General features: G+C 37.1%; 19 protein-coding genes and 2 pseudogenes. 6 read left to right on the top strand and 15 right to left on the bottom strand.

Translation table 11 applies throughout. The features are described 5' to 3' along the window. Nucleotides 1–3 precede the first annotated feature (3 nt). A complete protein-coding gene (locus H6G25_RS18915) occupies nt 4–831 on the bottom strand; it encodes a sigma-70 family RNA polymerase sigma factor (protein ID WP_199319812.1) in 828 nt (275 codons plus the stop codon). A gap of 1,032 nt (nt 832–1,863) precedes the next feature. Next, nucleotides 1,864–3,684 (bottom strand): threonine--tRNA ligase, encoded by a 1,821-nt coding sequence (thrS, locus tag H6G25_RS18910; protein ID WP_190393826.1) that lies wholly within the window; start codon nt 3,682–3,684, stop codon nt 1,864–1,866. 286 nt (nt 3,685–3,970) lie between these two features. Between thrS and H6G25_RS18905 the strand changes: the two genes are divergently transcribed. Next, nucleotides 3,971–6,652 carry a DEAD/DEAH box helicase gene (locus tag H6G25_RS18905; protein ID WP_190393825.1) on the top strand — a complete coding sequence of 894 codons (2,682 nt, stop codon included), beginning with the start codon at nt 3,971–3,973 and terminating at the stop codon, nt 6,650–6,652. A 246-nt stretch (nt 6,653–6,898) separates the two neighbouring features. Here H6G25_RS18905 and H6G25_RS18900 read toward each other — a convergent pair whose 3' ends face one another. From H6G25_RS18900 to H6G25_RS18845, 12 genes and pseudogenes are all read right to left on the bottom strand, one after another. Then, a complete protein-coding gene (locus H6G25_RS18900) occupies nt 6,899–8,764 on the bottom strand; it encodes a tetratricopeptide repeat protein (RefSeq protein WP_190393824.1) in 1,866 nt (621 codons plus the stop codon). A 183-nt stretch (nt 8,765–8,947) separates the two neighbouring features. After that, nucleotides 8,948–10,015: a glycosyltransferase family 1 protein gene (locus tag H6G25_RS18895; RefSeq protein WP_190393823.1), complete on the bottom strand. Its 1,068-nt coding sequence runs from the start codon at nt 10,013–10,015 to the stop codon at nt 8,948–8,950. Between the two features lie 12 nt (nt 10,016–10,027). Then, nucleotides 10,028–10,882, bottom strand: coding sequence for a glycosyltransferase family 2 protein (locus H6G25_RS18890; RefSeq protein ID WP_190393822.1), 855 nt, complete (start codon nt 10,880–10,882; stop codon nt 10,028–10,030). Further along, nucleotides 10,879–11,160 (bottom strand): glycosyltransferase, encoded by a 282-nt coding sequence (locus H6G25_RS18885; RefSeq protein ID WP_190393821.1) that lies wholly within the window; start codon nt 11,158–11,160, stop codon nt 10,879–10,881. Before H6G25_RS18885 ends, H6G25_RS18890 begins: the two co-directional genes overlap by 4 nt. 59 nt (nt 11,161–11,219) lie before the next feature. Further along, nucleotides 11,220–12,062, bottom strand: a complete 843-nt coding sequence (locus H6G25_RS18880) for a class I SAM-dependent methyltransferase (protein WP_190393820.1) — start codon at nt 12,060–12,062, stop codon at nt 11,220–11,222. Nucleotides 12,063–12,086: 24 nt separating this feature from the next. Continuing rightward, a complete protein-coding gene (locus H6G25_RS18875; RefSeq protein ID WP_199319811.1) occupies nt 12,087–14,321 on the bottom strand; it encodes a glycosyltransferase in 2,235 nt (744 codons plus the stop codon). A gap of 46 nt (nt 14,322–14,367) precedes the next feature. Then, nucleotides 14,368–15,285: a class I SAM-dependent methyltransferase gene (locus tag H6G25_RS18870; RefSeq protein WP_190393819.1), complete on the bottom strand. Its 918-nt coding sequence runs from the start codon at nt 15,283–15,285 to the stop codon at nt 14,368–14,370. An 8-nt stretch (nt 15,286–15,293) separates the two neighbouring features. Then, nucleotides 15,294–16,670 carry an ABC transporter ATP-binding protein gene (locus H6G25_RS18865; protein ID WP_190393818.1) on the bottom strand — a complete coding sequence of 459 codons (1,377 nt, stop codon included), beginning with the start codon at nt 16,668–16,670 and terminating at the stop codon, nt 15,294–15,296. A gap of 58 nt (nt 16,671–16,728) precedes the next feature. Continuing rightward, complete coding sequence (locus H6G25_RS18860) at nt 16,729–17,586, bottom strand: ABC transporter permease (RefSeq protein WP_190393817.1); 858 nt, start codon at nt 17,584–17,586, stop codon at nt 16,729–16,731. Between the two features lie 20 nt (nt 17,587–17,606). Continuing rightward, a pseudogene (locus tag H6G25_RS18855) lies at nt 17,607–17,972 on the bottom strand (ATP-binding cassette domain-containing protein); the annotation flags it as partial. 390 nt (nt 17,973–18,362) lie between these two features. Further along, nucleotides 18,363–19,100 (bottom strand): Uma2 family endonuclease, encoded by a 738-nt coding sequence (locus H6G25_RS18850; RefSeq protein ID WP_190393816.1) that lies wholly within the window; start codon nt 19,098–19,100, stop codon nt 18,363–18,365. A 9-nt stretch (nt 19,101–19,109) separates the two neighbouring features. Beyond that, nucleotides 19,110–19,883, bottom strand: a complete 774-nt coding sequence (locus tag H6G25_RS18845; RefSeq protein ID WP_190393815.1) for a Uma2 family endonuclease — start codon at nt 19,881–19,883, stop codon at nt 19,110–19,112. 124 nt (nt 19,884–20,007) lie between these two features. On the opposite strand from H6G25_RS18845, the gene thiL reads away from it, so the two are divergent. Beyond that, nucleotides 20,008–21,051: a thiamine-phosphate kinase gene (gene thiL, locus H6G25_RS18840; protein WP_190393814.1), complete on the top strand. Its 1,044-nt coding sequence runs from the start codon at nt 20,008–20,010 to the stop codon at nt 21,049–21,051. 95 nt (nt 21,052–21,146) lie between these two features. Here thiL and H6G25_RS18835 read toward each other — a convergent pair whose 3' ends face one another. Further along, nucleotides 21,147–22,160, bottom strand: coding sequence for a type I glyceraldehyde-3-phosphate dehydrogenase (locus H6G25_RS18835; protein ID WP_190393813.1), 1,014 nt, complete (start codon nt 22,158–22,160; stop codon nt 21,147–21,149). A gap of 564 nt (nt 22,161–22,724) precedes the next feature. On the opposite strand from H6G25_RS18835, the gene murC reads away from it, so the two are divergent. The 4 genes and pseudogenes from murC to H6G25_RS18815 form a co-directional block, all read left to right on the top strand. Next, a complete protein-coding gene (gene murC, locus H6G25_RS18830; protein WP_190393812.1) occupies nt 22,725–24,167 on the top strand; it encodes a UDP-N-acetylmuramate--L-alanine ligase in 1,443 nt (480 codons plus the stop codon). A gap of 83 nt (nt 24,168–24,250) precedes the next feature. Further along, complete coding sequence (murB, locus tag H6G25_RS18825) at nt 24,251–25,249, top strand: UDP-N-acetylmuramate dehydrogenase (RefSeq protein WP_190393811.1); 999 nt, start codon at nt 24,251–24,253, stop codon at nt 25,247–25,249. Between the two features lie 293 nt (nt 25,250–25,542). Next, complete coding sequence (locus tag H6G25_RS18820) at nt 25,543–25,890, top strand: YbaB/EbfC family nucleoid-associated protein (RefSeq protein ID WP_190393810.1); 348 nt, start codon at nt 25,543–25,545, stop codon at nt 25,888–25,890. A 67-nt stretch (nt 25,891–25,957) separates the two neighbouring features. Further along, nucleotides 25,958–26,038 (top strand): annotated as a pseudogene (locus H6G25_RS18815) (low molecular weight phosphotyrosine protein phosphatase); the annotation flags it as partial. Nucleotides 26,039–26,225: the final 187 nt, after the last annotated feature.

The raw sequence follows: 26,225 nt of genomic DNA, 5'->3' as shown, positions 1-26,225 counted from the left end.
GAGTCAATTGTACCAATGATGTGGTAAGGATTCCAGGCATATTAAAGTTGCTTTATAATTAATTTCTTGCTGTTGGCTTTTTGTAGGTGTTGATGATTCCCCATGATGATTCCATATTTGCTCAGATTCTAATTCTTCTACCATGGGAATCACGGTGTTTAATGGTAAAAAGTAATCAAAAACAGTGTTATCTTCCCCCGCAAGATATTTCTTGAACTGCTTTTGTAGAATCTGCCGCGCTTCTTGAATACATTTACGAACATTCTCCTCAGAAATGGTGAGTTGTTTAGCAATATCTCCATAGGATTTGTTTTGACAACAATGTAAAATCAAAGGATAGCGCAATCTATCAGGTAAAGATGCTATTTTATACTTGAGATATGCGGCCATTTCCAGATTCAAAAGCTGAGATTCAGGAGTTTGTAAATTAGAAGTAAGTGCTGGATTATCTGCAAATTGAATGTCGTCAATATTATCAATTTTTGCAAATTCTCGTTGACGTTTTCGACACACATCTATGCAACAGTTACAAGTAATTTGAGATAACCACGATTTAGGATGTTCAATGTCATTTGTAGATTGTGTCCATTGACTCCAAGCTTTAAGCATTACCTGATTGACTACATCTTCCGCATCATGGGAATTACCGTTGAGCCATTTTAAACAACAGTTGTAAAGATAACCTTGATGTGATTGCCATAATTGCCAAAAACAGTGACAATTATTTTCAGTTGAAGCACTGAATTTATTTTGGAAAGGTAAAGGATTTCTAGCTTTTGTCTGTGCTAAAGAGAACGTTTTTTGTTGTCTTTTGTCTTGGATATGTAACATACTACTCACTATTGATAAACTTGGTAATGGTATTTGTACTTTCCTGTAACAGGATACTTTGATTTACTTTAGAGAACTCCACAAAAAAAGATAATCCAATCTTGTGGGATGGGCATCCTGCCCGTCCTTGTATTGTATTATTAGCGGGCAAGATGCCCGCACCACAGGAAATTTTTGGGTATTTTTTTAAACAGATAAATCATCATTTCCATTGCTTCCATATCTAGCCATTTGATATTCTCCTGATTTAGTTCCAAAAAACAGCAATTTCTTTCAAAATTGCAGATATTGTTTTCGTGATATTTCCATGGGGTGCTAATTAAACTAATTAGCATATACCCAATATATCCAACGCTGTACTGACTTCCGAACTGAGAAAACCTGACTTTTGTACTGACTTCACCTGACTTTTATACTGACTTCACCTGACTTCACCTGACTTCACCTGACTTCACCTGACTTCACCTGACTTCATCTGATTTGAGAGCTAATTTTGACACCAAAAAAACAACCATTGTCATCTATCTAAAGATAGATGACAATGGCGCACTTATACTTATTCAGGACTTACACCAAATATCTCTGAAACCCTCATTTCTCCGTGTCCTCTGTGCCTGGTGTGGTTCGTTATTCCGTGATTTGTGCGTAAATTGAAACCTTTGTAGAGACGTTCTATGGAACGTCTGGCGTTGCTGATTAAGGGTATGAATTTTAGTCTCACGCAAAGGCGCAAAGACGCAAAGGTAAGAGTTTTAAAGGTTCAATTTGGGAATTTCATACTTCAATTCAGCAACGCCGAACGTCCCTACAATCTTTACCGGAGAGGTCTAATGATAAAAATCTTGTGGTGCGGGCATCTTGCCTGCCAAAACTTTACCCCACCCTGATGGTAATATGCAGTATGATTGAGAAATTCACCTGGTGTTGGGTTTCACTTCGTTCTACCCAACCTACTTGGAGGACTTTGATTACTTCTGATATTGTATTCCCAGTCTCCAGACTGGGAACGACAAATTTACCCAGCCTACTTTTTTAGAAGTTACTAAAGTTAGTAATTGCTTCGGTGATTTTACTCACAACCTCATCTACAGATATCGCTCCCAATTCCCCAGAAGCCCGGGTACGAATACTCAAGCTGTTGGTTTCTACTTCCTTTGCACCTATTACAGCCATTACGGGTATTTTATCCTTCTCTGCGTTGCGAATTAACTTACCCAAGCGATCGCCACTGGTGTCTACTTCCGCACGAATACCGAATGCAACCATCTTCGCAGCCACCTCTTTACTAAAATCTAACTGCAAATCACCTACGGGTAATAACCTAATTTGCACAGGTGCTAACCATAACGGGAAATCACCTGCGTACTCTTCAATTAAGATCCCTATTAACCGCTCTAACGAACCAAAGGGAGCGCGGTGGATCATTACTGGGCGTTTACGCGAACCATCTTCAGCTACATACTCTAAATCAAACCGCTCAGGTAAATTATAATCTACTTGCACAGTTCCTAATTGCCATTCTCTTTCTAAAGCATCACTGAAGATAAAATCGAGTTTTGGACCATAGAAAGCCGCTTCACCAATTCCTTCAAAATAGTCCATTCCTAATTGTTGCACAGCACGACGAATTGCCCCTTCTGCTTGATCCCAAACTTCATCACCACCAATATATTTATCACTGGCTGGGTCACGAAAACTCAATCTAGCTTTAAAATTCTTTAATTGCAGACTTTTGAAAACGCTCAAAATCAAGTCTACAACATTGAGAAATTCGCTATCTAGCTGTTCGGGAGTCACAAATAAATGAGAATCATCAACAGTAAAACCACGTACTCTGGTTAAACCACCCAATTCCCCGGATTTTTCATAACGGTAAACTGTGCCAAATTCTGCCAACCGCATCGGTAATTCCCGGTAAGAGCGTAATTCACTCTTGTATATTTGGATATGAAAAGGGCAGTTCATTGGTTTGAGAACAAAACCCTGTTCTATGGCTTTTGCTTCCTGATCTTCAGCCATTAATGGAAACATATCTTCTTTGTATTTCTGCCAGTGTCCCGATGTTTTAAATAAATCAACTCTGGCAATGTGGGGAGTAACAACAGGTAAATAACCCCGTTTTAACTGTTCTTTTTTGAGGAAGTCTTCTAAAATTGTCCTTAATAAAGTCCCTTTGGGAGTCCACAAGGGTAAACCAGGTCCAACTAAATCGGAAAAGACAAATAATCCTAGTTCTTTCCCTATTTTACGATGGTCACGGCGTAAGGCTTCTTCTTTGCGACGTTTGTACTCGGCCAGTTGTTCGGGAGTTTCCCAAGCAGTGGCATAAATACGCTGTAATTGAGCCTTTTTTTCATCACCGCGCCAATAAGCACCTGCGACGCTTTCTAGTTCTATAGCTTTGGGATTAATTTCGCTGGTATTTTCTACATGAGGACCAGCGCACAAATCCCACCATTGATCTCCTAAATGGTAAATTGTGATGGGTTCTTGTTTGATATCTCCCAGAATTTCCAGTTTATAAGGTTCTTTAATAGCTTCAATGCGCTCTTGTGCTTCCTCGCGGCTGACTTCTTCCCGAATTAATGGTAATTTACGATTAATAATTTTGACCATTTCTTTTTGAATGGTTTTCAAATCCTTATCGCTGAAGGGTTCTGGACTATCAAAATCATAATAAAACCCATTTTCAATCCAAGGACCAATTGTGACTTGCGCTTTGGGAAACAGCTTTTGTACTGCCATGGCCATTATATGGGAAGCTGTGTGGCGAATCTTCTTTAATGTTTCTGACTCGCTGGTACGAGGTAAATAGATTTTTTCGGCTGGTGCGGTTTCTTGATTTGGCGACATTGGCTGTTAAACTTTTGGCGAAGTGTTAAAAATAGAGTTGACAAAAAATATCTTTACAACATCAATATCAATAAATAATAGTCTATCGGCTATGGTTTATCATAATTTAGCTCAATTACAAGCTTTTGGCAAAGGTATTGATTAATTAGGGGTATTTCAGGGATGCTTGAGAAGAAAAGCCCTGACTTTAGACATGGGGAAGTTCAAAACTCAGCTTTTCCTGTCAACCTACCAAACCACTAATCACGTTATGATAGTGGATAGTCTGCTTGTAAATTATGATTGAGTGAATTATTCTCCCTCTGCTAACGAAATTGACCTTGGGTCAATCTTCCCCTTTGAATTAGATCAATTCCAGAAAGAAGCAATCACTTCCCTCAATGCTGACCGTTCAGTAGTGGTTTGTGCGCCCACAGGTTCAGGAAAGACCTTAGTTGGGGAATATGCTATCTATCGTGCCTTATCTCGTGGGAAAAGGGTATTTTACACCACTCCCCTCAAGGCGTTATCTAATCAAAAACTGCGGGACTTCCGCGAAAAATTTGGCTTTGATCAGGTTGGACTCCTGACCGGAGACGCTTCCATTCATCGGGACGCGCCAATTTTGGTTATGACTACGGAAATTTTCCGCAATATGCTTTATGGTACGCCCATAGGTCAAATTGGCATCTCTTTAACAGATGTTGAGGCTGTAGTCCTAGATGAGTGCCACTACATGAATGATCGCCAACGGGGTACAGTATGGGAAGAATCCATTATTTACTGTCCTGGCTCTGTCCAACTTGTAGCGCTTTCTGCTACTGTTGCCAACAGTGATAAACTCACCAGTTGGTTAAATCATGTTCATGGTCCAACAGACCTAATTTACTCCGATTTTCGCCCCGTTCCTCTAGAATTTAACTTCTGTAATCCCAAGGGCTTATTTCCGTTATTAAATGAAACTAATACCAAAATTAACCCCCGCTTGGTAAAAAGAGCTAAAAAGGGATATTGGGAAAAAGGTAAGACTGGAAGACCAGAACCACCTGGCATTATTTATACCCTTAATCAACTACAAGCACGGGATATGCTACCGGCAATTTACTTTATTTTCAGTCGTCGAGGCTGTGATAAAGCGGTTGAAGAAGTTGGTGATTTATGGTTAGTGAATAATGATGAGTCTCAAATTTTACGTAAGCAGATTGATGAATTTTTACGTAAGAACCCTGACGCAGCCAGGACTGGACAAGTAGCCCCATTATACCGAGGAATTGCCGCTCATCATGCGGGTATTTTACCAGCTTGGAAGGGATTAGTTGAAGAACTCTTTCAACAGGGATTAATTAAAGTGGTATTCGCTACGGAAACCTTAGCGGCGGGAATTAATATGCCTGCAAGAACTACAGTAATTTCTACCTTGTCTAAGCGGACTGATAATGGACACCGCTTACTCAATGCTTCGGAATTTTTGCAAATGGCAGGCCGTGCCGGTCGTCGAGGCATGGATCTACAAGGCTATGTAGTGACATTACAAACTCCCTTTGAAGGAGCTAAGGAAGCATCTTATTTAGCCACATCTAAGGCTGATCCCCTTGTGAGTCAGTTTACACCCAGCTATGGTATGGTATTAAATCTCTTGCAAACTCATACTATAGAAAAAGCCAGAGAACTGATAGAACGCAGTTTTGGACAATATATGTCTAATTTGCATCTACAACCAGATTTTGAAGAATTAGCGAAATTTAAAGCCGAATTAGCGCAAATTCAACGACAACTGGCGGCTATTGATGAAAATGAATTAATGGTGTATGAAAAATTGCGTCAAAGATTGAAAGTAGAACGGCAAATTTTCAAAACCTTGCAAGAACAAGCACAGGAGGACAGAAAAGCCCAATTGGCAATGATGCTAGATTTTGCCATATCTGGGACTATGTTGAGTCTTCAAGACAGAAGTTCCATGTCACCTTTACCGATAACAGTAGTATTAATTGATAAGGCTGTGAATATCGGTGAAATCTCTTACTTTGTCTGCTTGGGACAAAATAATCGTTGGTATATAGCAACTTCAGCAGATATATTAGATATGTATGCAGAAATGCCACGAGTAGAAGTACCAGATAATATTATCCCACCTTCAGAATTGAGCTTAAAAAGAGGACATTCTATACGTGGTGATGAAAGCACAATTGCTATTGCTCAAAGCATACCTAACCCAGAAGAATTTAATCATCTACCAACAGAAGTAAGAGAACAACTTAGCCGCTTAACCGCTGTTCAAGAACAGTTAGAAAATCATCCCATCTATAAATCGGGAAATATTGCCAAAATATTTAAAAATAGGGCGCGTTGTGTCGAATTAGAGGCAGAAATCGAACATTTAGAAGAACAAGTATCATTACAATCCCAAAGATACTGGGAGGAATTTCTTTGTTTAATTGAAATTTTGCAGTCATTTGAATGTTTAGATAATTTAATACCAACAAAATTAGGAGAGATTGCGGCGGCCATTCGTGGCGAAAATGAGTTATGGTTAGGTTTAGTCCTAGCCAGTGGGGAATTAGACAATATTGGTCCCCATAACTTAGCAGCAGTAGTAGCGGCTTTAGTGACTGAAAGCCCCCGTCCAGATACTAAAGTTGACTTTAGTTTATCCACGGAAGCGGATACAGCCTGGTTAGCATTGCAACCTATTCGCCGTTCCGTGTTAAAAGTGCAGTATCGTCATGGAGTGGCCTTACCAGTAGGCTTGGAAACTCGCTTTATCAGCTTGATTTCCCTGGTGGAACAGTGGGCGTTAGGGATAGAGTGGAAGGTATTATGCGAGAAAACCACTTTAGACGAAGGGGACGTAGTGCGAATTTTGCGCCGAACCCTAGATTTATTATCCCAGATTCCTCATGTGCCTAATTTACCAGAGGTATTGCGGCGTAATGCTCAAAGGGCTATGCAGTTAATTGATAGATTCCCTGTGAATGAAGCAATGGAGTAATTAGTAAATTAGTAGGATAAGTTAGAGACGTTCCATATAACGTCTCTACAAGATTTATTTAGACAAACTTCTGTAGAATTGGTATTAATTCTGATAAAGCATTACTAAGCTGCAAAATATTAAATTTAGCTGCATAACAAGGAAACCCAATAAAGTTGCAGAAATTTTGGGTTTCACCTCGTTCTACCCAACCGACAATTTTCTTAACACCAAGAGAATTAAAATTTAAAATTGATTGATTTACAATTACATATCTTCTTGATATTTTACCAACAATGTGGGAATATAATCATATCCATCAACACCAATAATGGCAATCATTTTCTGGCGATTTTGTTGGAGTAATAATTGGAATTTCTCTATACCGATTTGTCCCCTAATAATACTTAACAAACTAGCTGGTTTTTGCCATTCTTGAGATGCAATTTGATCTAAAAGATACATTCCTAAACTACCATTGTAAACTGCTTTTTCATAGTTAGCAAGATGATAATTAGCTTCAGCTAAATATGCTAAATTTCTGCCTTGCAAATACAAATCACCCGCAATTTGAGCAGTTTTGAAGGCATTTTCTAAATATTTAATTGCGGTTGGGTATTGTGCGGTAATTAAATAAGCAATACCTAAACTACTAAAACACAAAGCTTGACTTTGTAAATCACCTAATTTTTCTGCTAATTTTAATCCTTGTCCTAAATAGTTAATTGCAGTTTCATAAACTTCTGGTTCACTAATTTCTGTTTCTTTGGCTTGCATTACTTCGCTATAACCTAAGTTTACTAAAGCGTTAGCTTCTCCAGTTTTGTCTCCTGTTTGTCTACTATAAATTAATGCTCGTTGACTATAATTAATGGCTTCGCTATAATTTTGTTGTTGAACATAAGTCCGACTGAGGTGATTAAGATTAGCAATTTCACAGGTTTTATCTCCTGCATTTCTAGCTATTTCTAGAGCTTGTTGATGGAAATTAAGAGATCGATCATATCTGCCTAAACCGCGCTGGGAATAACCCAATAAGGTCAAAATCCGGGCTTTTTCTTGAGTACCTGCTACTGAACCCAAGGGGGCATCTAAATAATCTAAAGCATCACGTAAATAACTACCAGAAAATGAGGCAAAAATCCCCCCATATAGGGGAAAATAAGACCGTTGGGCAAAAGTTCGCAAAATTTGTAGCATGATTTGAGCAGCACTATTACTATATTTTATTGCTTGATCTTGAAAACCATTTGCTAATTGACTCCAAATTACTGCAAAGGTTAAAAATGTCGAAATAGATAATTTTGGTCCGGCTTTAATATCATAAGCTTGTTGATAGCGAAGCGCTCCGTAGGAATCAAACCAAGTAATTAAACCTCTTTGTAAAAACTGTAAAACTATTGTTAATTCTACCCAATTACTTAAACTAATTCCCTGTTGTTGTTGAGCAAATTCTAACGCTGATTCTTTCATTGCTAGAGTCCGAAAAAATACTTGGAGAATTTCACTATTTACTACTTTAGCCCAACTTGCCCAAGGGCTATTTTCCCCGGGTAAACCCCCAAATCCTAAAGTATTTTGTTGTTCATACATCCAATTAAGTAGATTTGCTTGTATTATTTGCCAAGAGGATATAGCATTGTTCATACCCTCAGCAATTTGCCCAAAATCTTCATTAGCACTCGCAAACTGTTGTAAAGATTTACCTAACTGTTGCAGTTGGGATAAATTTAATGGATACTTTTGATTAGGATCTATAGCTCGTAACAAAGCTATTAATCGCTCATCTGCGTTTGCTGTGGTAATTTCGCGCATAGACAATGATATTGCTTCAGCGGCTTTATTTTGTTCCTGCCACCGTTGCCATTGAGTTTGAATCGTTTTAGCGGCGCGTAAACTCCGGGTAGCCTTAGCTTTTTTCAGTTCATCCGTTTCCGAGTCTACTTGAGATTGTATAATATTGAGGCGATCGCTCAAAACTAACTCAAATACCTCCCCAGTCCCAGAAGTAATGCCTTTGAGTAATATTTGATAAACCTGCTCTACGGAGCTAATTTTGCCTTTGAGAGTAGTTTCGATAATATTATCAATTAAAGCGAGATAATGATCGCGTAATGGTAAAGAGTTTGACACTTTAGCTAATAGAGAATATCACAACAATTCTAATTGTAGCTCCAGCAGGCTTAGAGATCGGGAATTAGAAGCAACCAAAAATTATCATCCAGCGATTTAATCAAGAAAAAGTATTAGCATTCAGTTTCTGAATTTATAGTAAATTTATACTTATAAATAATTACAAGTATAATCATGCAGCGATTAGAAATATTGCTTTAAAACCTCAACTGTGGCCAGTCCCGTTTTTTCCCAACTAAATTGATTTACTCTTTTTAAACCTTTTTCTGAAAGTTGTTTTCTAGTTTCTGAATCATTAATAATCATTTTCATTGCGGCTGTAATTTCTTCTATATGATAGGGATTAATTAAAATAGCAGCATCTCCCGCAACTTCTGGAAGCGAGGAAATATTAGAAGTAATAACGGGAGTACCACAAGCCATAGCTTCTAAAACAGGTAAACCAAAACCTTCCCAAAGTGTGGGGAAAACTAGCGCAATTGCTTGATTAATTATTATTGGTAATTCGTCGTAAGGTACATAGTTAAGGAATTTTACTAAATGATTTATTCCTAATTCTTGAGTTTGGATTTCTAACAGTGGGGAATAACGTTTATCGTAGGGACCAGCTAACCATAGTTGATAGTCATTTCTGTTAGGTAATGCGGAAAAAGCGGTAATTAATCTTTGCAGGTTTTTGTAAGGATCTTGACGACCGATATATAGGAAGTAATTGCGGGTGGAAAGATTAAGAAATTGGAAATGTGAGGAATCATAAGCTAGGGGAATTGGTGTGATTTTATTACTAGGAATATGGAAAAAATCAACTAAATCTTTAGCTGTTGCGTGGGAATTACAAATAATGTGTTGTGCTTGGTTAAGAACTTGGGGAACATAGTAAAGATGATATGGTGTCAGCGGTGAAAAGCGTTTCGGAAAGCGTAATGGGATCATATCGTGGGACATGACAATAAAACGACAGTTAGTATATAAAGGTGCTTCGGGGATAGGGGAAAATAAAAGTTGAGATTTGAGCTTTTGATAGATTTTTGGAAGTTGGAATTGTGTCCAAATTAAGCGGTTTAAATGTCCTTTTGTACCATCAGCAGGGGTAAGATTATTGGGGACTGAATAGCAGTTATAATTAGGGTATTTTTTTGATGTTAATAGTGTAGGATTGAGAGATGTTAAATGAGGTATAAGATTAAACGCATAAGTGCTAATACCTGTAGGTTTGGTCAGTAAAAATGAAAGATTAATCAGTAATTGCATTTTCTTATAATATCAACTATTATTCTTTCGGTTATTTCTAACATAATCATATATACCATAAATTTTGCCAAATGCTATTTTAGGCTGAGTTGGAAAAAGGATAATAGCAAAAAGAATCAGTCTGCTAAGTCTTAATATTATAATTTGTATATTAGTATATTTTTCTAATGTTAATAAATAACTATAGGTACTATACCTAATTTTATTAAACATATTTCTATTAGTGATTGATGATGGTTGATGTATGACACTAAACTTTTTAGTAATGCCTATTAAATGTCCTTGATTAGCATAACGTCTGCAAAAATCAAAATCCTCATAATATAGGAAATAAGCATAATCAAATAAAGGACATTCAGAAAAATTCTTTAAATTAATTATTAAACTACAACCTGAAACCCAATCACAATTAGTATAATCTGTATCTGTATTAGTTAATAAATCTACTTCTAAAATCGCGCCATTTTCAGGAATAAAGCGACCACCAGCAAACCATATTTTGTTTTTAGGAGTATAAATAATTGTCCCTAAAATTGATAATTCTGGATATCGATTAAAAAACAATTGAGCTTGTTCTAAAGTATTTTCTGGTAAATAAGCATCTGGATTAATTATCCAAACAATTGCTTGTTTATCTTGATTGTAAATCCATTGTAAACCTAGATTACAAGCACTACCAAAACCAAGATTTTTTTCTGCTTCAATAATTATTGTTGATTGATTTTTAAGTTTACTAATTGAATTATCATCAGTTGAATTATTAATGATAATAACTTGATAGTTACTATCTGAAGAAGATGGCAGAGAACCTATTAATTTAGTTATTAGATTGGTCGAGTAATAGTTAACTGTTAAAAAATAGATCATAGAAATAAAAAATTTTTCAATTTATGAATATCAAATAAAAATTTCAAATTATAGTAATGATTGAAATTTTGATCATGAAAATGGCAAGTAAATCGTGTGTCTTCCGCAATAATTTTTTGAATAGCTATTTGATATTTCATTTGAGAACAGTCATCAACAATGTGACAAATATAATTTTGATAAGTTTGATTTTTTATTGATTGTATCTGGCTTTGGAAATATCCTAAATTAGGATTGTAGGTAGCTAAAAAAATAGCAATTTTTTCAGTTGTTTGCATTTTTATCAATTACTAAAAGTAAGTCAATCAGTCCGATTTTTCTTCAAATTTTAATTAAATTATATTTTGACCGTATCAAAAACTATAGCACTATACCCCAAAATACCATACCAATAATTTTTAACATTATACATTCTAGAATTGTATCCAAAATTACTTAACTTAACCAGCATCTCTAGGGAAAAAATGACATAAACTAAAATGCCTTCTGTTCGTATAGGATCACCATGATAAACAGGCGGTAAAATATGATTTATGGAACCATCTTCTTGCAATTTACATCTAACTTCATCTCGATACCGATCACTATAAAAAGGTACTGTAAAAATATGCCTACCTCCACATTTGAGGATACGGTAAACTTCCTGAAAACCTTCATAGGGCTTGGGAATATGTTCAAATACATCACTACTCAGCACTACATCAAATGAATTATCAACAAAAGAAGTTTTGGTTAAATCTTGATGCAGGATACCATTAATTACTTCTCCGCTTGTGTATTCCATACTTAAATATTCACTTGCTGTATAATTAGGTAATTCCTTTAAAAGATTATGTAAACACCCTGTAGTCTCTGTATTATAAATTTTAAAATCAGCTAGTTGTTCTAGGCGATGGGCTTTTGCAACAAAATCCTTGATGCTTCTAAATTTAAGTCCTTTAACTTCTTCAATTACACCCAAAAGTATCACTGCCATTTGTCGATTTCGATTTGTAGAATGACAAACTTTGCATCTTCCCGATTCCCTTAAATTATCATTAAATTCTAGGAATATAGTTACTTGACCGCATATTGGACAAAAACCTAAAGTGTAGGTATGTTTTAAAGCAAACTTATCAACCCAACTATTTTTAGTTTGGACTAAAGGATAAATCTGAAATTCATTTAATAAAGTATTCATGAGTAAATTATACCTTTATTTTTATTAATTATCACTATTCATAAATTCAAGTAATTGTCTTAAAACTGATTTCATCGCTTGTGGACTATATCTATTAATTAGTTTTAAAGAATTATGAGAGAGTAAAGACCAAAGTTCATAGTTATTATAAACCATTAAAACGAATTGAACAAAATCTTTAACTTCATCAGCTATTAAAACATCGAAATCATGAGTTAATCCCATTCCTTCTGCACCAATAGATGTTGTCACTGTTGGCAAACCATAGGAAAGACTATGACCAATTTTACCTTTCATACCAGCACCATATCTTAAAGGTGCAACGAAAACGCGACTCTTCAAAAAATATGGTTCTACATCTTTAATATATCCAGGAACTTCAATTCGCTCATCCCTTGCTAAATTTTTTATTTTTGTTGGCGGATTACTGCCTAATAAAGTAATCTTGATATTAGGTTGTTTCTGCCAAATTAAAGGCATAATTTCCCTACACATCCAAATTACTGCATCTACATTGGGTGTATGCCTGTAGCCACCAATGAATAATAAGCCATTTCTCTGCTCAAAATCTGGTAACTTTCCTTGATATTGGTGGTGTATATTCGGTACAACGAAAACATTACTGATATAGAAATCCTCTAAAATCTTTTTCTCAACATCTGTAACAACAACTGTTGAATTAGCTATCCTAGCCATATTTAATTCCATGTCTCGCAGTTCTTCCCAAGATGGTAAGCTAGAATTCCTCTCGCTCTGAGGTATTAACTCTTGTTCTCGTTTTATCCGTAAAAAATGTAAATCTACTGTATCATAAATGATATTTATTTTCGACTTTCTTCTGATTATATTTATATACTTACTACATAACTCAGGTCGGCATACCCAAGCAATGTCAATTAGTTTTAGTCGTTTAATTAACTGATCTTCTAAACGAGGTTGCTCATGCGTACTATACAAAACTTCAACACCAAGATTTTGTAGTTCTGATGTGTAGGGTTCTTGAGAAAAGCCATTATCTGGGAGAAAAATTACAAAATATCCAAGGTTGATAAAAATTTGAATTATATTAAATAGTCTGTAAGAACCTGACTCTTGATCATGCAAAGGGACATAACTATCTATTATCAAAATAGTTTTGTTTCCTTGTAATCTTCTAGCTGCCAACTCCGCGTTTTCTGCTTCGGGAGTAAGATAATGCTGTAATTGATCTTGCCATTTAAGCAAAAATTTATAACGATTAGCTTTTTGATAACTCTTAATACCACTTTCTAAGCTAGTACCAGAAGTAATTCCTTCATAATGAATTAATTGGGATTTCGGCTGGTATATAACCTTGTATCCCAATTCTCGAATAGCAAAACATAAATCAGTATCTTCATAATATGCAGGTAGAAACTCCTCTGAGAAACCACCCAACTTGTTGAAGATTTCGGATCTAACTAGTAAACTTGCTCCTGAACAATAATCAACCTGTCTCACATAATTATACTCAGGCTGATCAGGATGTTCTAATCTCCCATAATTCCAGCCAGAGGCATCTTGCCAAATAATTCCTCCTGCTTCTTGAAGTCTGCCATTTGCATAAATTAACTTTGAACCAACAGCACCAATTTCATTATCTTGTGTGATTACTGCAACTAAATTTTCTAACCATCCAGGCAACACCTGAGTATCATTATTTAAAAAACATAAAAACTCACCTTTTGCTGTTGCAGCACCACGATTACAAGAACGAATAAAACCAAGATTCTGCTCATTAACTATAAGCTGAATATTTGACGAATAACTTAAATACTCTTTAGTTTCGTCAGTTGAATTATCATCAACGACAATAACCTCAAAGCTAACTAAGTTTGATGATTGATTTTGTAAAGATTTTAAAGCATTAAAAGTATAAACAAATTTATTGTAAACGGGTATAATAATGGATACTTGTGGATACGGAGAATCAGGAAAGTTAAATTTTATTTTTTCAGGAGTATCAAGCCCTGTGTATTTTTTTGTTTTTCCTAAATCATTAATAGATTCATACTTTGATAAGTTAAAACTCTGTTTAATTTTATTAGTTATTTTTTTAATAAAGCTTCTTGTACCCTCTTCTTTAAAAATCATCCATGCTCTCTGAATTTTACTAATTTTCTTGATTTCAAGAGCCATAAATTTCCGCTTTAATTTAAGCTGAACTTGTAATAGTAGAGTTTGACTGTGTTTCAACTCTTCTTGTTTTCCTAGTAATTTTTTCAAATACTCTTGATTCATGATTTCAATAAGCTCCTTTCATTGAATTAATAGTCACCAATATTTATTAATAGCCAAATCTAAATATTTGTTTCAGTTTAAACCAAAATTGACGAATTTTCCAAAATTTGCTAGTTTCCATTGCTTGAATAATATTTTGAGCTTCTTGCCATTCAGTTTGAGCTTGTTGGAGAAGTCTTTGAGTTTCCTGCCATTCCCGATATGATCGATCTAATTTACTTTCAAAAATTTTTAGTAAATCATCAGATTTATCAATATATAAAGATTCCACAGGAGTTTGTATTTTCTCTAAATTGTCACAACATATAGCCACAAAATATAGAGGGGATTTTAAACTGCGAATTTTTTGACTTAAATTATTTATATCCCCTGTATAGGCTTTGAAATTTTTTGATTCCGCATCTTCTAATGGAAAAATCAAAGAGCCTATCCCCAATCTTTGTCCATATATTTTACTATATTGAAAATGTTTATCTATTAAATTAACTAATTCATCATAATAAAGTTCTTTGACATGAAAGGGATTTGAATAATTTGCTTCATCTGAATAAGTTAGACGATTAGGAGAAGAAATAATTAACATCCCCCCTGGTTTTAAAACCCTTTTAATCTCTCTCATCATCCTTTCATGTTGATCATGATGCTCAATAGTTTCAAAAGATACTACTACATCAATAGATTTTTCCGGTAATGGTATAGATTCGCATGAACCGACCATAAACTTAAGGTTTTCATAGGTTTGATATGCTTGAGATGCGTATTCAACAGTATCAACACTAATATCTACTCCAACTACAGACTTTGCTAATTTAGCCAATAAAGCAGAACCATATCCTTCACCTGAAGCAATATCTAATACACTTTTACCAACTATAAAGTCAAAGCATACAGCATACCGATGTAGATGCTCATATTTGATTTGTCCATCAACAGAGGGAATGTATCTTTCACCTGTAAATTCCATATTTTTACTCAACTACTAATTGAATTGAAAACTTCTAAATCTGCTATTTGCCTATAATTAACAGATGTATTTATATTAGGTATTTTGAATATACCAAACGTAATTTCAGTTACCGAAGAATTAATTACATATCCACACTGTAGCCAATCTAGCATTTCATGGTTATCCTGTGTACCGTTAGCCACAGCCGGTTCAATGACATAACTACCTCCATTAATTTCTGGCCATTTAAAATTAAATGTAGTAGTGACAAGACTACCCTGATTTATTTTGCTCAATTTTGTACCCAATTGGTAAGTATTCCAAGCTGTGAGTGGTGTACGTAATTTATCATACATTGAACAACCTATAATAAGTTTTTCAATTTCATCGTGAGCAATTATAGCAATTTTTAAATAAATTTCTTCTCCTGGATAAATAAAATTTATAGTTTGGCTCTTACAGTCTAACAATTCAATATTGATTATCTCCGCTCTTCCCGTGCCAAATCTTTCAATATTTTGAAATTGGTAATACGGTTTTTTTGTATGAGGATTATTTATTTTTTTCATTAAATATTCTAGGTTTACTTCATCACTTAATTCCTGATGATCCGATTTATCAATAGGAAGTTCTTCTTTTATGAGGAACTGTTGACGATTATTATTGATTTCCTGATATATCCAAGCTTGATAGTGCTTACAAACGTCTGCTGGATTTCCTTTTTCTACAAACTTACCTTCATTTATCCAGATTACTTCTGAGCAAAGTCTTGAAACTGAACCACTATCATGGGAAACAAATAGAATTGTTCCACCTAAATCCTGAAAATCCCTAATTTTTGCCATACATTTATGCACAAAAATTCCGTCACCAACGGCTAAAGCCTCATCAACAATTAAAATATCTGGTTCAACATTTACCGCTACAGCAAAAGCCAACCTGACAAACATACCACTAGAATAAGTTTTTACTGGCTGATCTATAAAATCCCCAATATCGGCAAAAGCAGCTATATCATCAAACTTATTTTCTATTTCTTCCTGACTTAAACCTAGAATACGTCCATTAAAGAATACATTTTGCCTCCCAGTAAACTCAGGATTAAACCCACTCCCTAATTCTAGTAAAGCCGAAACTCTGCCATTAACTAATACTTGTCCTCTAGTTGGTGTTAGCGTACCTGCAATAATTTGTAAAAGTGTACTTTTACCCGATCCATTTTGTCCGATAATCCCAAAGGTTTCACCTTTACAAATATCTAAGTTAATATCCTGTAAAGCCCAAAACTCCTGTGAATAGGATTTTCCAGGCAACAACAACTCTTTAAGCCTATCTACAGGACGGGCATACCGCTTAAAGCACTTTGATACATTTTTCAGAGAAATTGCAATTTCTTCTCCCATGCTTTTACTTTTAACCCTCACAAATTCAAAACAATAACCACAGTGCCATCCTCAATGTTCATAATACATCAGCAAATGCTGGACGCAATCGCTTATAAACTGTAAACCCACAATAAAATATCATAACTGATATCGCCGAAGCTACACCCCACTCACTCCAATGCTGTACCTCCCCCACTAAAACTATATCCCGATAAACCTCCGCTATAGCTGCCATAGGATTTAACCAAAACACCCATTTTCGGAATGCTTCAGGAATTGCTGAAGCGGGATAGATAATTGGTGTCAAGTACATCCACACATTTAATAATACTCCCATTGTTTGCGGAATATCTCGCAAAAACACCGTTAGCCCCGCTGTCAAATAACCCAACCCAGCAGTTAATAATAACTGTGTCAGCCAAACTAAGGGTAACAGAGCCAAGGTAGTATGTAAAGTATGAGTAGTGATAGCTACGAAAAATATCAACGCCATTAAACCAAAGGAACTTTCAATAAACGTTGATAAAATTGGCACTAGAGGTAACAACGCCAGCGGAAATACCACCTTCTTAACTAAATTTGGCTGTCCTATTACTGAACCAGCAGACTGCATAAGTCCACCTGTAAAAGCAATCCAGGGTAATAACCCCGCAAATAGCCATAAACCAAAGGTAAAATTATTTTCTGGTAAACCCCTTAAAGCATGAAGTTTTACCTTCAGAACTACTGAAAATACATAGGTGTAAATTAGTAATTGTGATAACTGATTAAGTAGAGGCCACAAATTGCCTAATACAGAACCTTTATACCTTGCTTCCAAATCCCGACGGACTAAAGTTCTCAGTAAGTCAAATTTACCCCACCATTTTTCATCTACTGGTAGAATGCGCTTGAGTTTGGTTATCTTACGTTTAAGCTCCACGGTAGAGTACATCTTCATCTATTTGCATCAGTCCTAGAAAAACCCAATAATACGCCATAGAGAAGTATGTTGTCCATGACAGAAATATCTGGATCAAAACCTGCTCCTAGTTCAATTAAAGGTGCGACCTGACCCCGAACCCTGACATTACCAGTTGTAGGCCTAAGAATACCAGAAATTATCTTTAACAGCGTGGACTTACCAGAACCATTCGCACCGAATATACCTATTTTTTCGCCCTTGTTAACTACTAGGTTAACATTATTTAACACTAACTTTTTCGCAGTTTGGCGATATTTACCCTCTACCACAGATAGGAGCGCTTTTTTCAAATCATAGGAAAATTCCTCTTGGGTCTTTCTCCACAATGAAACATTATCTAAACGTATTACTTCCATTGACAGCAAATCCATAAACTGATGTCGCTACAGATGAAACAAGTCCATCCCAGAATATAATAATTATGCCACTAGGAGATTGTTTTCAAGATATATGATAGTGGCTACGCCAACCTGGCTATCGGCGATTATAAATCGCTAATACACAAACAAGGTCTAACTGCGTAGATTTGAAACCCATGAAGATGGTTTTTGTCTGTATAGCCAGGAATTATCGTCCCCAAGACAAGTATTAAATTAGACTTTTCAAACAACCTCCTGTAGACAATCAAATTCCTCCGCTAATCCTGATTAGCCCACTAAATCAATCACTAAATCATACATTGTCGTCATGCTTTCTTTTGACAATGCTGAATAATTTTAATACATATTATTGATTTTTGCTTAAGTTTAATTTATACTATCAGGATCTACACCGAGCGATCGCAAATGTTCTGCTAATTTATTTGCTCTTTCCCGTTCAGCTTCAGCTCTTTCCCGTTCAGCTTCAGCCCTTTCCCGTTCAGATTCAGCCCTTTCCCGTTCAGCTTCAGCCCGTTGATTCTCATGATGAGCTTTTTCTGCCAGTTCTGTGGGTATGAGTAATTTATCACCTGTATCAAGACGATAAAATCTTAAAAGCTCCCCTTCTACTTCTAGACGCAATCCCAACGGCTGAGATAAACTATCAGTAATCGGTTGATATATCTCGTCCTGTAAACGATACCCCTGTAACTTTTTGTTTATCCATTCCCCTTTCGGGTCAAATAACCAATATTCTAAAATTCCTAATTGTTCATATAATAACTTCTTTTGCTCTTGGTCTTGCTTTTGAGTTCCCGCACTAGTCATTTCCAACACAACTTGGGGAACTTGACCTTCTTCCCAAACCTTATAATTATCTCTACCCCCAGGTCGTACGTCAAAAATTACCATCACATCTGGTGCTACTCTTAATCTTGGAAAACCTTGAGCATAGTATAAAAATTGATTTGCTAGTACCGTTGCTTGTCTTCCTGCTAGGTACTGTTGCAAAACCTCTAAAGTAGTTAAAATCGCATAGAGATGTATATAGGTTTCTGCCACGGGTTCTCCATCAGCGCTAGGATATTCAATGGTGATATCGCTTAAATTTATGGTTGTAGTCATAGTTTTTTCCTAATTAACCACACTATCAGGATCTACACCGAGCGATCGCAAATATTCTGCTAATTTATTTGCCCTTTCCCGTTCAGTCTCAGCCCTTTCCCGTTCAGTCTCAGCCCTTTGTCGTTCAGTTTCAGCCCTTTGTCGTTCAGTCTCAGCCCTTTGTCGTTCAGTTTCAGCTTTTCTAATTTCCTCTAAATTTGCTTCTTCCGGTGTGAGTACCAATCTTCCCGCAACAGTAAAATACCTCAATCTATTTTCCCAAACTCCTAAGTATAATCCCAGTTCTTGACTCCAATACCAGCCATTTTCCGATACTGGAATAATTTTATATTCACTGTCTGTTAATCTCCACCCTACCAATTCTAAGGTATTTGGTGAAAACCAAAAATACTCAGGAGTGCGGAATTGATTTTGATATAACTGTTTTTTCAATCCCTTATCTACTTTCGCAGTAGAATCAGAAAGTAGTTCAATGATCACATTAGGATATTTACCGTCTTCTTCCCAAATTACCCAAGACAGACGGGGACGTTTTTCTGTGTCTTTGACTAGAAAAAAATCAGGTCCTCTAAAGTCTCGATTTTTTAACTGTTGTCGGCTATAATAGATGCTGAGATTTGCACCAATGAAAAAATCCTCTTTATCACGCCATAACCATTCTAAGCAAGTTACTAAGATTAATAGTTGTGTATAATGCAAAGAGCTTTCCATCTCTGGTTCGTCGCTGAGGAGTTCCGTACAATCTGGCATTAATGCTTCTATTTCTTGTGCGGTTAAAGCCATAAATTTTATGGGGATAATTTACTATCTTTTGTTAATTATAAACTTAAACTATCAGGGCTTAAGTAGGTGAACGGAAAAAAGCTGATTTCGTCCCACCTTGAGAAAGTAATGAGTAAATTTAATTATGAATCCTGATTTATCTTCCGTGCAAGTTCGAGATATTGGTGAACAAGGTCTTTTAGAAAGATTACAACGGTTTTGTCCACCAGATATAATTGGTGATGATGGCGCAGTATTAGCAACAGAGTCCGATAAATGTTTAATAGTTACCACTGATATGCTCGTTGACGGTGTGCATTTTAGTGATGTTACCACTTCCCCGGAGGATGCAGGTTGGCGGGCAGCGGCGGCGAATTTATCCGATTTGGCGGCTATGGGAGCAACTCCTTTAGGAATAACTGTGGGATTAGGTTTACCACCAGATATAACTGTAAATTGGGTTGAGGGATTATATCGGGGCATGACAGAATGCTTATCAAAGTATCATGTTCCCATAGTTGGTGGTGATATTGTGCGATCGCCCATTACCACTTTAGCAATTACGGCCTTTGGTCAAGTTCACCCCAATTTGATCATCCGTCGTGACACCGCTCAAGTAGGAGATGCTATTGTGATCACAGGCATACATGGACTGTCCCGTGCGGGCTTAGAATTACTCTTACATCCCGAAATAGGTCAAAACCTCAAAACTGAAGCCAAGACAGCTTTAATGACCGCCCACCAGCGTCCCAACCCCCGGCTAGATGTCTTACCTATTTTGTGGGAAATTTTAGAATCCCAATGCAAAATCCAAAATCTAAACTCTAAAATTACCGTTACTGGTATGGATAGTAGCGACGGTTTAGCAGATGCAATATTACGAATTTGTCGAGCCAGTAAAGTCGGTGCAATTATAGAATCTGGTCAAATACCCTTACCATTAGCCTTTGCCGGGTGGTTAACACCGGAAAAATCATTAGAATATACCTTATATGGTGGCGAAGATTTTGAATTAGTCCTGTGTTTACCACCAGAACCAGCATTAAAATTAGTACAACAACTAGTAACAGGTGCAGCCATAATCGGTACAATTACCCCAGACTCAACAGTAATTTTACACCACGAACAAGCAGAAATCCCCGACCAGATTTTAAGCTTCAGTCAGGGATTTCAACATTTTGGTCAGTAGTTAGTAGTTAGTAGTCGGTGGTCAGTCGTCAGTGGTCAGTCGTCAGTGGTATTGAAACAAAGAACAACTGACAATCAACAACTGACAAAGAACAATTAAACCCACTTTTCAGCTACTAACTCAGCTAAATCAAGAACTCGTTGGCTATAACCCCACTCATTGTCATACCATGCCATAACTTTTACCATGTCATTGCCCATAACTATGGTTAAGCTGGCATCAACGATAGAAGATTCATCTGTACCTTGATAGTCAGAAGATACAAGTTCCAATTCAGTGTAACCTAAAATGCCTTTCAGAGGACCTTCAGCGGCAGCTTTAAGAGCTTGGTTAACTTCTTCGGCAATAGTGCGCTTCTCGGTTTGGACTACAAAATCCACCATAGAAACGTTAGGGGTGGGTACGCGCAAAGCGACACCATTGAGCTTACCCTTCAACTGAGGAAGAACCAAAGCCACCGCTTTTGCAGCGCCAGTGGAGGTGGGAACAATGTTGATAGCTGCTGCTCTTGCCCGACGCAAATCACGGTGAGAAGCGTCTAATAAACGCTGATCACCTGTGTAGCTGTGGGTAGTGGTCATAATGCCTTTGATGATACCAAATTTTTCATCTAATACCTTGGCAATCGGAGCTAAACAGTTGGTTGTACAACTAGCATTACTGATGATGTTATGGATGTTGTGGTCATAATCATGATGATTGACACCAACTACAAAAGTACCATCTTCATTTTTGCCAGGAGCGGTAATCAGAACCTTTTTAGCCCCGGCATTTACGTGCCTCATTGCCCCTTCTTTACTAGTGAAAACACCTGTTGATTCGATAATCAGGTCAATTTCCCATTCTTTCCAGGGTAAGTTATCTGGGTTGCGATCAGATACACATTTAATCGTTTTACCATTAAGAGTGATGGAATTATCATCAGCCGCAATGTCCACACCTTGTAACTTGCCTAGCATAGAGTCGTATCTAAGCAGGTGAGCATTAGTTCTGGGATCAGATGTGTCATTAATAGCAACCAATTCGATCTTGCTATTTTCTCTGCCCACCCAGCAGCGTGCAAAATTCCGTCCAATGCGCCCGAAGCCGTTAATTGCAACTCTAATCACAGTGTCTTCCCCTCTGTATTTATGCCTATAAGTTGATATCGTTGACCATAATCATATCGCAAAGGGGGAATCTATTCATAACGATAAAGTCTTGGATTAAAAAAAAATTACAGAATTTATTTATAAATTGTTGGAGGTGAGGGAGCAGCGGGTAGATTTCTGACCACTGACTAATGATGATTTCTCCAAATTGAATAATAGTTGCACTACCAATGTACTATTGTAGTCAATTCCGATAGAGGCTTTAGGCAAGTGATGCAAGTTGCTGTGCCTCAAGCCATCATATTCAGTGGCAAAAAAGACATAACAAAATGTATTTAAATTTACACGATTTTCTTTCCCGATGTAGCAGAAATTTTCAGAATAATCTTATGAGCAGATTAGAATTGGTCAAAATGTTCGGACGGGGGATCATTTGGCTCAGGAGACAAAACCAAGGTCAAAATTTAATCATTCAACAGGGATGAATATTTTGGATGGGATAGTTAGTATCTGTAAAAATCAGAATCCTGTTATGATCCGCGTGTCTGATATGGTTCTGGTGTGGTGTAAGAGGAGAATAAAATGAGTAATTCTATAGATTTTAGTGGTAGACCATTTCATTTCATTGGCGTTGGGGGTATCGGAATGTCTGCTTTGGCTTATGTTCTCACCAAACGTCAATTACCAGTATCTGGTTCAGATTTGCGTCCCAATCATATTACGCAGAAGTTAGCATCTCTGGGGGTTCACATTTTCAGTAAACAAGAAGCCAACAATCTGGAGTTTTTTCTGCCTGAAGTAGCTAGTGATGAGATATTATTAACTAAAGCAAAAACCAATTTGCCACAAGTGATTTGTTCCACAGCCATTAATGCCAATAATTTAGAATATAAAGCTGCTTTAGAATTAGGTTGCCCGATTTTGCATCGTTCTGATGTTCTTGCTGCTTTAATTGCTGATTATTACAGTATTGCTGTAGCAGGAACTCATGGCAAAACCACCACCAGTAGCATGATTGGTTATATGCTATTGCAAGCTGGACTTGATCCGACGATTTTGGTTGGTGGAGAAGTCAAGGCTTGGGAAGGTAATGCCAGAATGGGGGAAAGCCATTACTTGGTAGCAGAGGCAGATGAGTCTGATGGTTCTTTGGTGAAACACTCTCCAGAAATTGCCGTTATTACCAATATTGAATTAGATCATCCTGATCATTACGAGACTTTAGAAGAAGTCGTTAATACATTTAAAACCTTTGCTCAAGGTTGCAAAATTTTAGTGGGGAGCATTGATTGTGACACAGTGCGCCATAGCTTGAAACCAAATATTAGCTATAGTCTTGACCCAGATAAAGGTGCTGACTATACTGTTAGTAATGTCAATTATCGGGCTGATGGGACAACAGCTTTGGTATGGGAAAAAGGTGAAGCTTTAGGTGTATTAAATTTACAGCTATTGGGTCGTCATAACCTGAGCAATTCCTTAGCAGCAGTGGCGGTGGGTAGATTGTTAGGCTTAGAATTTGGACAAATTGCTGAAGGTATTGCCACTTTTGAAGGTGCAAGACGACGGTTTGAGTTCCGAGGTGAAGCTGCTGGGGTGACTTTTATTGATGACTATGCCCATCATCCTAGTGAAATTCGTGCTACTCTAGCCGCAGCTAATCTTCAATCTAGACCTGGACAAAGGGTAGTGGCTATTTTTCAACCCCATCGTTATACACGGACATTAACGTTTTTAGAAGAGTTTGCTGAGTCTTTTACTCATGCTGATCTAGTTGTGCTAACTGATATTTACAGCGCTGGTGAACCTGATTTGGGTCAAGTCAGTGGAGAAGATTTAGCCACTGCAATTAGTAAACACAATTCTCAAGTAGTTTATCAACCAAATTTATCTTTAGTTAGTGAATTTTTATTGCAAAACCTGCGTTCGGGAGATTTAGCGCTGTTTTTAGGTGCTGGTAATTTGAATCAGGCTATTCCTGAATTGATTACCACCATGAGTGAACCAGCAATTGCTACATCTTAGAAATATAACTGCATCTAACAGCAAGACCGGATTTTTACGGTAAATAAATCACATAAGTCAAAAATTCACCAATTAAAGTAAAGATGATAACTTCCCAGGAACTTGGCAAAATCCGTAATTTTTCTGATTTGACCCCGCAAAGACAAATTAAAGATCAGGGGGACAATAGTAAATCAATTTACTTACCAGGGACTGATTGTTCCCTAAAAACTCATATTTCCTTGTCAGGGTTTACTTCTTATCGAGTTGGGGGGGAGGCTGAATACTATGTTTCTCCTCATAATTTAGAAACTTTACAAGCAAGTATTGAGTTCGCAAAAGAAAATTATTTAGCGATAACAATCTTAGGTGCTGGTTCTAATTTGTTAGTGAGCGATCGCGGTATACCTGGTTTAGTCATTGCTACTCGTCATCTGCGTTCTAAATATTTTAACTCAGATACAGGTCAATTAACCGTATTCGCAGGAGAACCCATTCCTACTTTAGCATGGGATGCCGCCGCTTTGGGATGGGAAGGATTAGAATGGGCTGTAGGTATTCCCGGAACTGTGGGGGGTGCGGTGGTGATGAATGCTGGAGCGCATAGTAGCTGTATTGCAGATATGTTAGTTAGCGCTCAAGTTCTTTCCCCAGATGGAACTTTGGTAACTTTCACCCCGGAGGAATTAGGCTATACATATCGGAGTTCACGGCTACAAGGTGGGAAATGGATTGTGACTCAAGCGACCTTGCAACTGCATCCAGGGGCAGATCCTGTGGTAGTGACAGATAGAACCAAAGACCATAAAAAACACCGACTCAGCACCCAACCATACAGCTATCCCAGTTGTGGTAGTGTGTTTAGAAATCCTCAACCCTATAGTGCTGGTTGGTTAATTGAACAAACTGGACTCAAAGGCTATCAATTAGGGGGAGCGCAAGTTGCCCAACTTCATGCTAATTTTATTGTCAATCGGGGGGGAGCTAAAGCCAGCGATATTTTCTCTCTTATCCGTCATGTTCAAAATGAGGTGCAACAACGCTGGTCAATTTGGTTAGAACCAGAGGTAAAAATGTTAGGTGAGTTTCCAGCGGTTTGCTAAAGGGAATAGGGAATAGGGTTTGAAAGGGAAGAGGAAAGAATGACTAATGACCGAAAAAAATCGGATACAAGCCCCGTCCTTCTAAGACGGCTTTATAGTAAACTAAGTATAGTCGCCACAGGGCATTGGGAGACTATAAACGGACACTCCAGACTGGATCAGACTACTTTTCGGTAGCACCGGTCAGTGAAGTGTCAAGGAATCCTCGCTCATGAAAGGACGAGGGGGTATGTCAATCATCGCATCTATAATTGAATTTGATTTGTAAGTAATCGTACGGCGGATAACCAGTTATGGCAGAAAAAGGACAGGGATTTGGCTTTGGCTTAGGCAAAATGAAAGAACTAGCAGAAGCTTTTAAAAAGGCGCAACAGGTTCAAGAAGGTGCAAAGCGTCTTCAAGAAGAATTAGAGCAAATGGAGATTCTGGGAGAGTCTGGTGGTGGACTTGTTAAAGTTATCGTCAGTGGCAACCAAGAACCGAAACGAGTGGAAATTGATCCATCTGCTTTAGCAGAAGGTGCAGAAGTGCTTTCTGATTTAGTTGCGGTGGCCATGAAAGATGCTTATAAAAAGTCTACCGAAACCATGCGGGAACGGATGGAAGATCTAACCAGTGGATTGGAGTTACCTGGATTGTAGTCAACAGCTAGTGGTCAGTGGTCAGTGGTATAAAGTAACTGGCAACTGACACAAAAAATCAAAATACATGACTTATAAGTTACTGTTTGTATGCCTGGGTAATATTTGTCGCTCACCGTCGGCTGAAAATATTATGAATCATCTGATTTCGTAAAGGGGCTAATTAACAGTAACTCAAAAGCTAACAATTAATAACAATTAACTACTTATGCTTCCTATGCCAAGTCACACCTCTATGGTAACAATATTGGAATTTTGTTGTAAAATATCTTCATGCTACTAGGATTCAAGACAGAACTCAAGGTAAACAAGCAACAAAAACTACTACTGGCACA

It is taken from the genome of Dolichospermum sp. FACHB-1091, from assembly GCF_014697585.1.
Classification (GTDB): Bacteria; Cyanobacteriota; Cyanobacteriia; order Cyanobacteriales; family Nostocaceae; genus Dolichospermum.
Note: the sequence above shows the minus strand (reverse complement) of the source record. Positions and strands in the feature narration are given on the sequence as shown.

Bases quoted from the DNA above. Each gene is read 5' to 3' on its own strand.
- H6G25_RS18915 (WP_199319812.1), bottom strand. From the start codon at position 831: ATGTTACATATCCAAGACAAAAGACAACAAAAAACGTTCTCTTTAGCA.
- thrS (WP_190393826.1), bottom strand. From the start codon at position 3,684: ATGTCGCCAAATCAAGAAACCGCACCAGCCGAAAAAATCTATTTACCT.
- H6G25_RS18895 (WP_190393823.1), bottom strand. From the start codon at position 10,015: ATGCAATTACTGATTAATCTTTCATTTTTACTGACCAAACCTACAGGT.
- H6G25_RS18890 (WP_190393822.1), bottom strand. From the start codon at position 10,882: ATGATCTATTTTTTAACAGTTAACTATTACTCGACCAATCTAATAACT.
- H6G25_RS18885 (WP_190393821.1), bottom strand. From the start codon at position 11,160: ATGCAAACAACTGAAAAAATTGCTATTTTTTTAGCTACCTACAATCCT.
- H6G25_RS18880 (WP_190393820.1), bottom strand. From the start codon at position 12,062: ATGAATACTTTATTAAATGAATTTCAGATTTATCCTTTAGTCCAAACT.
- H6G25_RS18875 (WP_199319811.1), bottom strand. From the start codon at position 14,321: ATGAATCAAGAGTATTTGAAAAAATTACTAGGAAAACAAGAAGAGTTG.
- H6G25_RS18870 (WP_190393819.1), bottom strand. From the start codon at position 15,285: ATGGAATTTACAGGTGAAAGATACATTCCCTCTGTTGATGGACAAATC.
- H6G25_RS18865 (WP_190393818.1), bottom strand. From the start codon at position 16,670: ATGGGAGAAGAAATTGCAATTTCTCTGAAAAATGTATCAAAGTGCTTT.
- H6G25_RS18860 (WP_190393817.1), bottom strand. From the start codon at position 17,586: ATGTACTCTACCGTGGAGCTTAAACGTAAGATAACCAAACTCAAGCGC.
- H6G25_RS18850 (WP_190393816.1), bottom strand. From the start codon at position 19,100: ATGACTACAACCATAAATTTAAGCGATATCACCATTGAATATCCTAGC.
- H6G25_RS18845 (WP_190393815.1), bottom strand. From the start codon at position 19,883: ATGGCTTTAACCGCACAAGAAATAGAAGCATTAATGCCAGATTGTACG.
- thiL (WP_190393814.1), top strand. From the start codon at position 20,008: ATGAATCCTGATTTATCTTCCGTGCAAGTTCGAGATATTGGTGAACAA.
- murC (WP_190393812.1), top strand. From the start codon at position 22,725: ATGAGTAATTCTATAGATTTTAGTGGTAGACCATTTCATTTCATTGGC.
- murB (WP_190393811.1), top strand. From the start codon at position 24,251: ATGATAACTTCCCAGGAACTTGGCAAAATCCGTAATTTTTCTGATTTG.
- H6G25_RS18820 (WP_190393810.1), top strand. From the start codon at position 25,543: ATGGCAGAAAAAGGACAGGGATTTGGCTTTGGCTTAGGCAAAATGAAA.